The 14,517-nt window shown below is 32.5% G+C and carries 14 protein-coding genes; 2 read left to right on the forward strand and 12 right to left on the reverse strand.

The annotated features are described in order from the left end of the window. Positions 1-144: 144 nt before the first annotated feature. On the forward strand, positions 145-1,461 hold the full coding sequence (locus EQ029_RS08670) for an ISL3 family transposase (protein WP_011275929.1): 1,317 nt from the start codon (positions 145-147) through the stop codon (positions 1,459-1,461). A gap of 108 nt (positions 1,462-1,569) precedes the next feature. Here EQ029_RS08670 and auxB read toward each other — a convergent pair whose 3' ends face one another. From auxB to EQ029_RS08730, 12 genes are all read right to left on the reverse strand, one after another. Then, entirely contained in the window at positions 1,570-2,772 is a 1,203-nt protein-coding gene (auxB, locus tag EQ029_RS08675) for a lipoteichoic acid stability factor AuxB (protein WP_046464737.1), read from the reverse strand. 72 nt (positions 2,773-2,844) lie between these two features. Then, positions 2,845-3,918, reverse strand: a complete 1,074-nt coding sequence (locus tag EQ029_RS08680; RefSeq protein WP_037557927.1) for an ABC transporter substrate-binding protein — start codon at positions 3,916-3,918, stop codon at positions 2,845-2,847. After that, a complete protein-coding gene (locus EQ029_RS08685) occupies positions 3,915-4,727 on the reverse strand; it encodes an ABC transporter permease (protein ID WP_046464736.1) in 813 nt (270 codons plus the stop codon). Before EQ029_RS08685 ends, EQ029_RS08680 begins: the two co-directional genes overlap by 4 nt. 5 nt (positions 4,728-4,732) lie before the next feature. Next, positions 4,733-5,536, reverse strand: coding sequence for an ABC transporter permease (locus tag EQ029_RS08690; RefSeq protein ID WP_037535609.1), 804 nt, complete (start codon positions 5,534-5,536; stop codon positions 4,733-4,735). Next, a complete protein-coding gene (locus EQ029_RS08695; protein WP_011276129.1) occupies positions 5,529-6,623 on the reverse strand; it encodes an ABC transporter ATP-binding protein in 1,095 nt (364 codons plus the stop codon). Before EQ029_RS08695 ends, EQ029_RS08690 begins: the two co-directional genes overlap by 8 nt. 15 nt (positions 6,624-6,638) lie before the next feature. Next, a complete protein-coding gene (locus EQ029_RS08700; RefSeq protein WP_011276130.1) occupies positions 6,639-7,178 on the reverse strand; it encodes a helix-turn-helix domain-containing protein in 540 nt (179 codons plus the stop codon). 170 nt (positions 7,179-7,348) lie between these two features. Beyond that, on the reverse strand, positions 7,349-7,621 hold the full coding sequence (locus tag EQ029_RS08705; protein WP_011276131.1) for a UPF0223 family protein: 273 nt from the start codon (positions 7,619-7,621) through the stop codon (positions 7,349-7,351). Positions 7,622-7,809: 188 nt separating this feature from the next. Further along, positions 7,810-9,216: a dihydrolipoyl dehydrogenase gene (lpdA, locus tag EQ029_RS08710; RefSeq protein WP_011276132.1), complete on the reverse strand. Its 1,407-nt coding sequence runs from the start codon at positions 9,214-9,216 to the stop codon at positions 7,810-7,812. A 3-nt stretch (positions 9,217-9,219) separates the two neighbouring features. Continuing rightward, positions 9,220-10,521, reverse strand: a complete 1,302-nt coding sequence (locus EQ029_RS08715; RefSeq protein ID WP_011276133.1) for a dihydrolipoamide acetyltransferase family protein — start codon at positions 10,519-10,521, stop codon at positions 9,220-9,222. Positions 10,522-10,723: 202 nt separating this feature from the next. After that, on the reverse strand, positions 10,724-11,701 hold the full coding sequence (locus tag EQ029_RS08720; protein ID WP_011276134.1) for an alpha-ketoacid dehydrogenase subunit beta: 978 nt from the start codon (positions 11,699-11,701) through the stop codon (positions 10,724-10,726). Positions 11,702-11,704: 3 nt separating this feature from the next. Then, on the reverse strand, positions 11,705-12,817 hold the full coding sequence (pdhA, locus tag EQ029_RS08725; RefSeq protein WP_011276135.1) for a pyruvate dehydrogenase (acetyl-transferring) E1 component subunit alpha: 1,113 nt from the start codon (positions 12,815-12,817) through the stop codon (positions 11,705-11,707). A 172-nt stretch (positions 12,818-12,989) separates the two neighbouring features. Then, entirely contained in the window at positions 12,990-13,613 is a 624-nt protein-coding gene (locus EQ029_RS08730; RefSeq protein ID WP_057504917.1) for a YkyA family protein, read from the reverse strand. A gap of 130 nt (positions 13,614-13,743) precedes the next feature. On the opposite strand from EQ029_RS08730, the gene def reads away from it, so the two are divergent. After that, entirely contained in the window at positions 13,744-14,295 is a 552-nt protein-coding gene (gene def, locus EQ029_RS08735) for a peptide deformylase (RefSeq protein ID WP_011276137.1), read from the forward strand. The last annotated feature ends 222 nt before the right edge of the window (positions 14,296-14,517 follow it).

A 14,517-nucleotide genomic window follows, 5' to 3' on the forward strand; every position in this document is an offset into this window, starting at 1 on the left:
TTCATGAATTAAAGGTTCTATAATAAATTGGACTGATGACAAAATTCATCAGTCCAATTTTTATGTTTTTGAATAGAAAAAAGGCGCAATTACCTCTATAATTATTAGCTACCAAACAAAATAAAAAAGAAAGGTAATGCGCCTATGTGTAAGTCTATATTAAAAACATTAAGAATTAAAGATAAAAATATCAATTTTTCAGACGAAGTGATTGAGAAAAAATATAAAGGACGAATGAGCCTGTTTTATTATGCCGAGCTCACTTATCAACCTACATATTGTGAAAATTGTTTAGCTAAAAATGATAATTTCTCTATAGTAAAAAATGGTAAGAAAACCTCAACGATTACTTTGCTTAAAATTATGGAAATGCCCGCTTATTTAAATCTTCAAAAACAAAGATTTTATTGTAAAACATGCGATAGTCATTTTACTGCTAAATCTAATATTGTCGACGCTCATTGCTTTATTTCAAATAAAACAAAACTTGCAGTTTTAAATAAAGCACAAGAATGCCGCTCTCAAAAATCTATCGCTAAGTCATGCTTAATATCATCAATGACTGTGTCTAGAGTGATTAATCAAGCGGCAAGCGACGTAGGTCAGTCTTCTTTTGATGCTTTACCTGAACACTTAATGATGGACGAATTTAAAAGTGTTAAAAATGTAACTGGGAAAATGAGCTTTATTTATGCAGATGCTGTATCGCACCGCATCGTAGATGTGGTAGCGGATCGTAAGTTAAAATCGTTAAAAGATCATTTTTATCGCTATTCTTTGAAACTAAGACAAAAAGTCAAAACAGTAACGATTGATATGTATGAACCATATATGTCGCTAATCAAGCAATTATTTCCTAACGCGAAGATTATTATTGATCGTTTTCATATTGTTCAATCCTTAAATCGAGCGTTAAATATGTCTAGAGTTCATGTAATGAATTGTTATAGGGCCTCAAATAGACCGCTTTATAATAAATATAAAAGTTATTGGAAATTATTTCTTAAACCTTTTGAAACGCTAGAGGCATTTAATTATCGTAAAGTCCATTTATTTAAAGAGTGGAAAACTGAAAAAGGCATTGTAAATTACTTATTAGATGTAGATGAAGAATTATATAATACATATCACTACGTTCATGAGCTAAGACGATTTTTAAAAGAAAACCAAATAGAGAAATTTAATCATAAACTCTTTTCTATTCATCTTTCAGATGTGTGTCCTAAATTACGCCCAGTCATTAGAACTTTAAGACGATTAGCAACTTTCATTGAAAATACTATGACATATTCTAACCTGACCAACGGTCCGTTAGAAGGAATTAATAATAAAATCAAACTCATTAAAAGGGTATCTTTTGGTTATAGAAATTATGATAATTTACGTAATAGAATTATTATAACTTCGCGACTATTTGCCTCAACAACAAAAAAAGAGATTAAACAACCTAAGGTTGCTTAATCTCAATATTAGGACTCATCAGTCCGATTTGACATAGAGCCGAATTAAATTGTGGATATTGACACAAAAACGGTTAAGCCATATATGGTTAACCGTTTTAAGTGTATATTAGTTTTTATTATCTTCTTCTTGGTTATTGACGTCTTTCTCTGATTCGATATCATCTTTATTCAAGATTTGTTTACGTTCTTCATAGTTCATACGACGTTGACTAACAGCACTTGGTTGATTTTTACGACGCTCTTTCATACGTTGATTATAAGCTTTGCGCTTTTCTTTTTTCTTAGCTTTAAGTTCAGCTTTTTCTCTCTTACGTTGTGCTTTTTCTTCTCTTTTATCAACTTTTGGCTCAGTATCTACTACATTTTCAGCAAAATCGTAAGACTCTTCATCACTAGTGTTATCAAATTGTGATTTTTTATTCGCTTTTTTGTTGTATTTAGCCTGTCTAGAGAGTACTCCCGTTGCTTCAACATCATCAGCATCCGATTGATACTCTCCAGTAATTGCACGTTTTGGATATTGATTATATTTATCTTCCTCAGTATCAGTTGCTAAATCTTGCTCTTCATCTTTACGAATCGTTGTTTCATCGTAGTTGTTATCTCGATAATTACTATCGATATCATCATTGTAATAAGGTTTTTTACGACGTGTACGACGTTCAGATTTTTTGGTTTTAGGTGGTGATTCAACATAGTCTTCATCATAATCATTATATTGATTATGATCGTCGTAATCATAGTCATCATTAATATTTCTATTAGATCCATAATATCGATCATCATATTCATCTCTAGGATAATATTGATTTTCATAACCATGTGATGGACCATACATAGGTACTGTCTCGACCTTGCTCTTCCTTGCAAACATCATGATTGCAATAATAAAGAAGAAAATAGGAATAATTAATGTTACGAAAAATAAAACTAATGGCAATGTAATAATTGAGGCAATTAAAAACAAGAATCCAGAAAGTATTCTCATATTCATAGATATAAGTGCTAAAAATGAAATAAGCAAACACACTATGAAATAAACTATAATTGCCCATACACCATTTTGTAACCAAATTACAAATTGTGTTGTATTTAAACTATTATTTGTTAAAATTTGCTGAATTAGTTCATTACTATTCATTGAGTTTTCAAGATTTTGAATTGATGTATCATTACTAAATGACACGAGTGCAATAAACATTGTAATAACCGTCAATATAAGTAAGAAAATCCAACTAAACCAACCTAAAAGTTTTTCAGTCAGACGACTCACAGGCCGTTTGATTTGCGTGTAACGTTCTCCTGACATGTATTACAACTCCTTATTTTACTTATCAAATAATTATATCTAATTCATTATAAAATAACTACTATTTATAGTCTATTTTAAAGACATTTTAAAGTTTAAGAAACTTTCGTTATATTCTCCCAAAGTTTTAGGACCTAAATCTTTGTAGACTTCTAATCGTGATTGCTCTTTTTGGGTAGGATAAAAACGATGATCATCTCTAACTTCTTTAGGTAATAACTGACGAGCCGCTTTATTTGGTGTAGCATATCCGACCCATTCTGTATTTTGTTTATTATTTTTAGCATCAAGAAGGAAATTCATAAATTTATAAGCCCCTTCTTTATTCTGGGCGGTTTTAGGAATAACCATATTATCAAACCATAGGTTAGATCCTTCTTTTGGAATAACATAATTATATTTATTACTATCTTGCACTAAAGGAGCTGCAACACCACTCCATACTACTGCAATATTTCCCTCATTTTGTTCAAGCATCATTGTGACTTCGTCTCCAACAACGCCACGAACTTGTGGTGTAAGGTGATTCAAATCTTTCTCTGCTTCTTTTAAATGACTTGGATTTGTATCATTTAAACTATATCCTAATTTGTTCAAAGCTAATCCCATAATTTCTCGTGCACCATCAACTAATAAAATGTCATTTTTATATTTAGGCTGATATAATGCTTGCCAACTACTAAAGTCTTCATTTGGGTAAACCTTTTTATTATATAAGATGCCTACAGTACCAAAGAAATAAGGTAGTGAATACTTATTATGTCTATCATATGACATGTTCATGTAATCAGAATCTAAATTTTTTATATTTGGAATTTTACTATGATCTAGTGGTTCCAATAAATTTTCACGCTTCAATTTCTGAACGGTATATTCACTAGGAAATGCCACATCATAATGGGTTCCACCATTTCGAATTTTAGCTTCCATGGCCTCATTAGAATCAAACGTTTCATATATAACTTGAATACCAGTTTCTTTCTCAAATTGTTTAATTAAAGCGGGGTCTATATATTCTCCCCAATTATACACGTATATCTTTTCACCAGTACCAGTATTATCCTGCGATTTAAACCAGTGACTTATACCTAAGCATATTAATCCAACGACAATTGCACCTAATATTAACTGTAAAAATTGCTTCACTGATTTACACCTCGCTTAGTTAATTGTCGTCTCTTAACTGTACGTTGTATTGCATAATAACCAACAATTCCTAATACAATAGCTGCAAATAAAATAGTTGAAATTGCATTTATTTCCATACTAATACCTTTACGTGCCATAGCGTAAACTTCTACAGATAATACACTAAAACCATTACCGGTTACAAAGAAACTTACTGTAAAATCATCTAATGAGTATGTTAGCGCCATAAAGAATCCACCTATAATTGAAGGCATTAAATTAGGTATTAATACACGTCCAAATATTTGTGATTCCGTAGCACCTAAATCACGTGCAGCATTTAAAATATTATTATTCATTTCATTTAACTGTGGTAACACTACGATAACTACGATAGGAATACAAAATGCAATATGCGACGCTAACACTGTTCCAAAACCTAGACCTAAACCAGTTAAATGCCCTATTGCTGTAAACATAATTAAAAAAGAGGCCCCAATAACTACATCAGACGAAACCATTAGCACATTATTAAGCGTTAATAATGTTACTTTAAATTTTTTATTTCTTAAATAATATAATGAAATGGCACCAAATGTTCCTATTATGGTTGAAATTGCAGCTGCTAATAGCGCAACTGCTACAGTATTAAAAATTACAGACATCAGACGATCATTCTGAAATAGACTTTGGTAATGTTCCAAAGTAAAATGCTCAAAATGAATCATATTTCCCGCTGAATTAAATGAATAAAACATAAGGAAAAATATCGGAATATATAATATAGCTAATAAAATGCCAATATATAATTTTCCATACCACTTCATTTAATTCACCTTCTTTCGTCCGTAGATTTCGATTTAGTAATGATTAAAATAAATGCCATAAATACAATCAAGAATATGGCGATTGTAGAACCCATACCGTAATTCTGAATAACTAGGAATTGTTCTTCAATCGATGTACCAATATTGATAACTTTATTACCTGCAATTAATCTTGTAATCATGAATAGCGATAATGCTGGAATAAAAGTTACTTGAATGCCTGTCATGACACCTTCTTTAGTTAGAGGTACGATAACTTTTCTAAATGTAGTAAATGGACTAGCCCCTAAGTCACTAGAAGCTTGTAACAAATTATTTGGGATAGCTTTCATACTATTAAATATAGGTAAAATCATAAATGGTATATAAATATAGCTTGCTACTAATAAAAATGCACCCGGTGTAAATAATAGATTAGCCGAAGGTAAATGAATAAAATTTAGAAATCTATTTATTAACCCCTCATGGCTTAGTAAACCAATAAAAGCATATGTTTTAAGTAATAGATTTATCCAAGTCGGAATAATTAAAATGAGCAACCACATATTTTGATTTTTTGACGAACGAATAAAATAAGCAGCAGGGTAGCTAATTAATAGAGTGATTATAGTAATTAATGCTGCATAAAAAATCGAATCCCACATCATTTTTAAATATTTCATTGATAATATTTGTTCATAGTTTGTCAAACTAAAATGACCATTTAAATCAGTGAATGAGAAATACACAAGTAAAATAACCGGCACTATTATGAATAACACCATCCATAATAAATATGGAATGATTAGTACTTTATTTATATTACGCATTGTCAAACTCCTCATAACTTTCAATACGTTTATCAAATTCCTCTTCTGTTTCACCTGGAACCATGATGTGTATTGCCTCAGGGTCAAAATAGAGTCCTACTTCGCTTCCAACTTCTGCTTTTTTAGTTGTCTGTATGACCCATTCATATCCTTTTCTATCAATGCAACAAATTTCATAATGAACGCCTCTAAATAGCATTGAATCAACAGTAGCTTTAAATAACCCTTTGTCTGCTTCTATTAATGAAATATCTTCAGGTCTAATGACGACTTCGACATTTTTGCCTGAAGGTATACCAGCATCTACACATTCAAAATCTTGACCATATATATTTACTACGAAATCCTCAACCATTTTACCCTCAACAATATTGGATTCACCTATAAAATCAGCTACAAAACGATTGACCGGTTCATCATAAATATCTGTAGGTGTACCAAATTGTTGAATTTTACCATCTTTCATAACAAATATGTAATCACTGAGCGCTAATGCTTCTTCTTGATCGTGAGTAACAAATATGAAGGTAATTCCTAAACGTTTTTGTAATTCACGTAATTCATACTGCATTTCAGTTCTTAATTTTAAATCCAAAGCAGATAGAGATTCATCTAATAATAAAATTTCTGGCTCATTAACTATTGCTCTTGCGATAGCAACGCGTTGCTTTTGACCGCCACTCATTTCATTAATATTTCGTTGTTCATACCCTGATAATTTCACTAGTTTTAATGCATCTATTACTTTTTTATCAATATCTTTTTTGGAATGCTTTTTCAACTTTAAACCAAAAGCAATATTGTCATAAACATTCAAATGCGGAAATAAAGCATAATCTTGGAAAACAGTATTTACCTTTCTTTTATTTGCAGGTAATTCACCTATTGATTTATTTAAATATATAATATCTCCATCATCTGGTTGTTCGAACCCAGCTATAAGTTTTAAAATTGTGGTTTTACCACAACCTGAAGGACCTAGTAATGTATAAAAATGTCCTGACTCAATCTCTAAATCCATTTTGTTTAATATCGTTACATCGTCAAAACCTTTTGTCACACCTTTAAAAGATAACAATGGCTCCATTACTATACTCCCCCTTTATAAATATGATGCTGTCGCAACAATTAAAATTTCAATTTCATCGGTTGTTTCATTATGTAATTGATGTATTTCATTAGCCCTAAAATATAAAACATCTTGTTCATTTGCCTGATATCGTGAATTTCCTAATGTAAGTGTTACACACCCTTTTAAGCAATAAATAAATGTATCTGACTCAGATGGATCAAAATGTTTATAAGACGCACCTGGTTTTAATGATAATATGAGCGGTTCCATTTCAAATTCATTAGATTTCATTACCAACCAATTAAGGACATAACCTCTATCATATTCATCATAAATAGTTCGTTCATTTTTAGTGTATAGCACTTTTTCTTTTGACTTCTCTTTAAAAAAATCACTAGGAGAAGTACCTAATACTTCTAGAATATTTAAAAATGTTTCCATACTAGGAGAAGCATGTTGACTCTCAATTTGAGATATGTACCCTTTTGATAAATCTGTTCGTTCTGCTAGCTCTTCTTGAGTTAAATTCTTTTGACGTCTTAAATTACGTAATTTATTTCCAATTTGCATCGCTAATCACCTTAAAAAAGCTATACTTTGTTTAGTAATATTAAACATTTTGTTTAATGCTTAATAAAAGTAACAAAATATAGCTTTAACTTCAATACTTTTTTGAAATTAATTAAAATTAATGATGTAGATATTATGATTTTTAATAATTAACGTTAAATCATTATAAGTTATTTTGCACTGAATGATGTTAATTCGGGATTATTCTTTACTTCTTGTACAACTTTATAACTATTATAATTACTTTTTTCTTCAAATTCTTTAAATAATTGCTTTTCTTCTGCTTTGCTGGGAACAATTTCTTTGAATCGTTTATAATGATTCATTAAGTCTTGACCGTTAACCGAGTTTTCATAATAATTTTCAATTTTATTAAAAAAAGCAATCACATCAACCATTTCTTCATTAGACCAATCTAAGTCTAGTGGATATTGGTATTCCATTTTATTCCTCCATTCCTTGTATTAGCTATTAGTAATCTATTACCCTTTTTTGGTTAAATAATTATAAAAAAGGGGTGAAACTAAGTTCAAACATGAACTTGAGTTGCACCCCTCTTGGATGTCAAATAACCTCAATCAAATCTAATTAAAGTTATTCGATCTATATAGTTAGTCAGTTTGACTAAAAATTACATTGTGTGGATTGGCATTCCAATTGCTTTTTCAGCAGCTTCCATAGACATTTCACCTAATGTTGGGTGAGCATGTACTGTTAATGCGATATCTTCAGCATTCATACCAGCTTCGATAGCTAAACCTAATTCAGAAATGATATCTGAAGCGCCATTACCGGCAATTTGTGCACCGATAACAGTATCGTCTTCTTTAAGTGTGATAAGTTTAACGAAACCAGTTGTATCATCTAATGATAAAGCACGGCCGTTACCAGCATAAGGGAATTTAGAAGCTTTGTAGTCTAAACCTTCTTCTTTAGCTTGTGCTTCTGTGTAACCTACTTGAGCTAATTCTGGTTCAGTGAAACATACAGCTGGCATACCGATGTAGTCTACTTCTGATGCTTGACCAGAGATAGCTTCAGCAGCTACTTTAGCTTCATAACTTGCTTTATGAGCAAGTGGTAAACCGGGAACGATATCACCAATTGCATAAATATTGTCGATAGAAGTACGGCTTTGTTTATCTACTTCTAATAATCCACGATCTGCGAATTTAAGTCCTAACTCTTCTAAACCTAATTCGTCTGTGTTTGGACGACGACCAACAGTTACTAATACATAATCAGCTTCGATAGTTTTTTCTTCACCTTTAGCTTCATAAGTAACTTTAACGCCATTTTCAGTTTCTTCAGCATTTTTAGCCATTGCTTCAGTAATGATTTCAACGCCTTTTTCTTTCATGCCTTTTTTAACTGGTTGAACCATTTGTTTTTCGAATCCGCCAAGAATTTCTTTAGCGCCTTCTAAAATTGTAACGTCTGAACCAAAGTTAGCAAATGCTGTACCAAGTTCTGAACCAATGTAACCGCCACCTACAACGACTAATTTGCCTGGAACTTCTTGTAAGTTTAATGCACCTGTTGAATCGATAACACGTTTACCAAATTCAAAGTTAGGAATTTCAATTGGTCTAGAACCTGTTGCGATAATAGCGTGTTTGAAATTGTAAGTTTGTGCACTTTTTTCATCCATAACGCGTAAGCTGTTATTATCAACGAAATAAGCTTCACCTTTTACAATCTCAACTTTATTACCTTTTAATAAGCCTTCAACACCACCAGTTAATTTGTTTACAACTGATTTTTTGAATTCTTGAACTTTGTCGAATTTAAGTGATACGCTTTCAGCGATAACACCTAGGTTTTCAGAGTGTTGAGCTTCTACAAAGCGGTGTGAAGCGTGTAATAATGCTTTTGAAGGAATACAACCAACGTTTAAGCATACACCACCTAAGTTACCTTTCTCAACGATAGTAACTTTTTGTCCTAATTGTGCTGCGCGAATTGCTGCAACATATCCACCAGGACCTGCTCCGATTACAATAGTATCTGTTTCAATTGGGAAATCTCCAACTACCATGTTTTACCCCTCCATTAATAATAATTCTGGATTATTTAATAAGCGTTTGATGTGATTCATAGCGTTTTGTCCAGTTGCACCATCAATTTGTCTGTGGTCAAAGCTTAATGATAAAGCTAATACTGGAGCTGCTACGATTTCACCATCTTTAACGATAGGTTTTTGAGCAATACGGCCAATACCTAAGATAGCTACTTCTGGGTGGTTGATAACTGGAGTGAACCATTGTCCACCAGCTGAACCGATATTACTGATTGTGCATGTTGCACCTTTCATTTCATCAGATGTTAATTTACCATCACGAGCTTTAACTGCTAATTCGTTGATTTCATCTGAAATTTGGAAGATTGATTTACGGTCTGCATTTTTAACTACAGGAACTAATAAGCCTCTGTCAGTATCAGCAGCAATACCAATATTCCAGTAATGTTTGTGTACAATTTCGCCAGCTTCTTCATTGAATGAAGTGTTAAGTGCTGGGTATTTTTTAAGTGCAGAAACTAATGCTTTAACAACATAAGGTAAGAAAGTTAATTTAGTACCTTGTTCAGCTGCAACTTCTTTGAATTTTTTACGGTGATCCCATAAATCTTGAACATCAATTTCATCCATTAATGTTACGTGAGGAGCAGTGTGTTTTGAGTTAACCATTGCTTTCGCAATTGCTCTACGCATTGCTGGGATTTTTTCAGTAGTTTCAGGGAAGTCTCCTTCAGGTACTGATTGAGTTTGAACTGCAGAAGTATCCTCTGATGTTGAAGCAGCTGCACTTTCATTTGAAGCTGTTGCTGCTTGAGCACCGCCACCATTTAAGTGGTTATCGATATCTTCTTTAGTAATACGACCATTTTTACCTGAACCAGCTACTGCTTTGATGTTAACGCCTTTTTCACGTGCATATTTACGAACAGATGGCATAGCTTTGATTTGTCTATTTTCATCTACTTCTTCATCTTGTGAAGCTGATGCTGCTGGTGCTTCTTCAGTTTTAGCTTCTTCTTGAGCTGGTGCTTCTTCAGATGAAGCATCGTCATCGTGACCACCTTTAAATTGCATATCTTCTGCATCAGGTGCATCGATTTTGACAATAACATCACCTACAACTGCTACAGTACCTTCGTCAACTACAACTTCTTCAACAGTACCGCTAACAGGAGATGGGATTTCAACTACAGATTTGTCATTTTGAACCTCTGCTAATACATCATCTTCTTCAATTGTATCTCCGGCTTTAACAAACCATTTTACAATTTCACCTTCGTGGATACCTTCACCAATGTCGGGTAATCTAAATTCAAATGCCACGTTCTTGTCCTCCTAGATTTCTTATTCATCATTTAATAAATTTATAACATAGAGCAAGGACAGAATAATTTGAAAGCCTAAACTCAAACTATTTTGCCCTAAATCCCTAGTTTACACTTACTTATTCACACATAGAGTAAAAAGTAAACATTTTACTTACTTCCTATAAGTCTGCTTGCTAGCTAATTGATAAGCTAAAATATTAAAATTCTAAAGTTGCTTTAGCTTTTTCAATGATGTCGTTTTTGTTTGGTAACCAAACATTTTCAGCTTGTGTAAATGGATATACTGTATCAGCAGCAGCCACACGAGCGATTGGTGCTTCTAATGAAAGAATAGCACGTTCAGCTAATTCAGCAGCTACAGTAGCACCAACACCAGCTTGACGTTGAGCTTCTTGAACTACTACAGCACGGCCAGTTTTTTCAACTGATGCAACTAAAGTATCGATATCGATAGGTTGTACAGTACGTAAGTCAATAACTTCAACTGAGTAACCTTCCTTTTCTAATTCTTCAGCAGCTTTTTCAGATTCTTGAACCATTGCACCGTAAGCGATTAATGTGATGTCGTTACCTTCTTTTTTCACATTAGCTTTACCGATGTCAATTGTATATTCTTCTTCAGGAACTTCTTCACGGAATGAACGATATAATTTCATATGTTCTAAATATACAACTGGGTCATTAGATCTGATTGATGAAAGTAATAAACCTTTAGCATCATATGGACCTGAAGGAATAACTACTTTAATACCAGGTGATTGAGCTAAAATACCTTCTAAGTTATCAGCGTGAAGTTCAGGAGTATGAACACCACCACCGAATGGCGCACGGATTGTAACAGGTGCTACTTTTGAACCACCTGAACGGAAACGTGTACGAGCAATTTGACCAGCAACTTCGTCAAATACTTCAAATACGAAACCAAGGAATTGGATTTCCATTACAGGACGGAAACCTTCAACAGTTAAACCAAGAGCTAAACCACCGATACCTGATTCAGCTAATGGTGTATCGAATACACGGTCTTCACCGAATTCTTTTTGTAAACCTTCAGTTACACGGAATACACCGCCGTTAACACCAACGTCTTCACCGAAAACTAATACGTTTTCGTCATTTTGCAATTCAGTTTTAAGCGCATTATTAATCGCTTGAACCATTGTCATTTGTGCCATGGCTTATTTCGACTCCTTCTCTTTGTAAATTTCATATTGTTCAGCTAAGTTTTGAGGCATATCTTCGTACATGATATCCATTAAGTCAATAACTGTTTGTTTTGGAGTATTATCAGCCTCTTTGATAGCTTTCTTGATGTCGTCTTTAGCACGTTCAATAACTTCATTTTCTTTTTCTTCGTTCCATAATCCTTTGTTTTCAAGGAATTTTCTGAAACGAACTAATGGGTCTTTTTTCTCCCAATCTGCATCTTCATCTGAAGTTCTATAACGAGTTGGGTCATCTCCAGCCATTGTATGTGGACCATAACGGTAAGTCATAGTTTCAATTAATGTTGGACCTTCACCATTAATAGCACGATCGCGAGCTTCTTTAGTAGCTTGATATACAGCTAATGCATCCATACCATCAACTTGGATACCTGGGATACCTACTGCAATAGCTTTTTGAGCTAATGAAGTTGCTGCTGTTTGTTTACTACGTGGTGTAGAAATAGCATAGTTATTGTTTTGGATAACAAAAATTGCTGGCGCTTTATAAGCAGAAGCAAAGTTGATACCTTCATAGAAGTCACCTTGTGAAGAACCGCCGTCACCAGTGTATGTGATAGCAACTGCTTTTTTACCACGTTTTTTAATACCGAATGCTACACCAGCAGTTTGAATGTATTGAGCACCGATAATGATTTGTGGACTGAATGCATTAACACCTTCAGGGAATTGATTTCCTTTGAAGTGTCCTCTTGAGAATAAGAAAGCTTCAGTTAATGGTAAACCATGCCAAATGATTTGTGGCACATCACGGTAACCAGGTAAGATGAAGTCCTCTTTTTCTAAAGCATATTGTGAAGCTAATTGAGAAGCTTCTTGTCCAGCTGTAGGCGCATAGAAACCTAAACGTCCTTGTCTGTTTAATGAAATAGAACGTTGGTCAAGAATACGTGTCCATACCATTCTTTCCATTAATTCTACTAGTTGTTCATCAGTTAAATCAGGTACTAAGTCTTCATTTACGACATTACCATCTACATCCAAAATTTGAACCATTTCAAATTTCGACTGAGTATCATTTAATACTTTTACTGCATCGAATTGGGCTTGTAACTTAGGAGCCATTCAATTCACCATACCTTTCCCATATAATAGAAATTCATTTTATCCTCTCATAGTGTACCACAATTTATTTATACTGTTAAATATTTTAGTAAAGTTCTGTATTACTAAAAAAGATACAGTTTTTTACAACTGTATCATTCCAATCAACTAATCTGTACTAATGCTTATATTGCTAAAGATTATCAACATCTTGTTTTTCTTTATTCACTGTATTCATAGCTTTTGAATAATCTTTAAATTTATTTTGGAAATTCTTCTGAGCTTTATTCAATGAATCATTTTTTTCATCAACTTGTGATTGAGTTACACCATCTTGTTTAATAAGTTCGAACAAGTCTTTTTCTTTTTCCAATACATTTTTATACGCACTTGCATATTCATCATGTACTTTATATTTATTTTTTACAGCATCGTCTAATTGTTTAACTTCTTTTTTCTTATCATCACTTTTAATTTCATCAATATGTGACTTGCCTTTTTTAAACTGTTTTTCAGAATCATTTAGAGTTGATACTTCTTTATCGAATGTTTCTTGTCTCTGTTTGATATTCTCAAGAATATCATCAGCAGCTTTCTTACGAGTATCCTCATTATCACTATTAGCTTTTTTATATAAACCTTGCTTCTTTTCCTCAAGTGAGTTTAATTTTTTGCTAATGCTATTAATTGATTGCTCTTTATCAAAAGCTTTTTGAATATTTTCATTATAAGCTTTAACTTCTTTTTTATCTGTTGTACAGCCTGCTAATAAAATAGTTGATGCTGCTACTATCGCAACTGTTTTACGTAGTTTCATTGAGTGTAAACCTCCTAGTAGTCATTCGACTGTAATAATATAGAATTATACTTTATAAATCAAATGAAATAAGATAATGTACTTATTATTCATTTTTCTGTTATATTTTATTGTAAGGAAGGTGTATGACATGTTAACAATGAAAGATATTATAAGAGATGGTCATCCAACGTTACGTGCTAAAGCTGAAGACGTAAGTTTGCCTCTTTCTGATGAAGATAAAAATACATTAAAAGAAATGCGTCAATTTTTAATTAATAGTCAAGATGATGACATTGCAAAAAAATATGGTTTACGTTCTGGTGTAGGTCTAGCCGCCCCACAAATTAATGTTTCAAAACGAATGATTGCTGTCTATTTACCTGATGATGGAAATGGAAAAGCTTATGACTATATGCTAGTTAATCCTAAAATTATGAGTCACAGTGTTCAACGTGCTTATTTACCTACTGGAGAAGGTTGCTTAAGTGTGGATGAAAATATCCCTGGTTTAGTTCATAGACATTTCAGAGTAACTATTAAAGCGTTAGACATTGATGGTAACGAAGTTAAATTGAGATTAAAAGGTTACCCAGCAATTATATTCCAACATGAGATTGATCATTTAAATGGTGTTATGTTCTATGATTATATAGATCAAGATAATCCATTAACTCCATTACCTGATTCTGTTGAAGTATAACTTTTTAACAATTTTATTTTGCTCAAACTACTTTCAACGATGAAACTAGTTTGAGTTTTTTTTATTTGTATTATGGTTGTTAAATTGAATTTATTCCTTTTAATTATTTTAAAAAATATATATCGTTAATGAAGTAATGAAGAGATATAAACTGCTTTATTTATTTATATACATAATGTAAAATGAGTAGTAACTGAAATCTTAGTGTAACGCTAATTTTCA

The organism is Staphylococcus haemolyticus (genome assembly GCF_006094395.1).
GTDB classification, from domain to species: Bacteria; Bacillota; Bacilli; order Staphylococcales; family Staphylococcaceae; genus Staphylococcus; species Staphylococcus haemolyticus.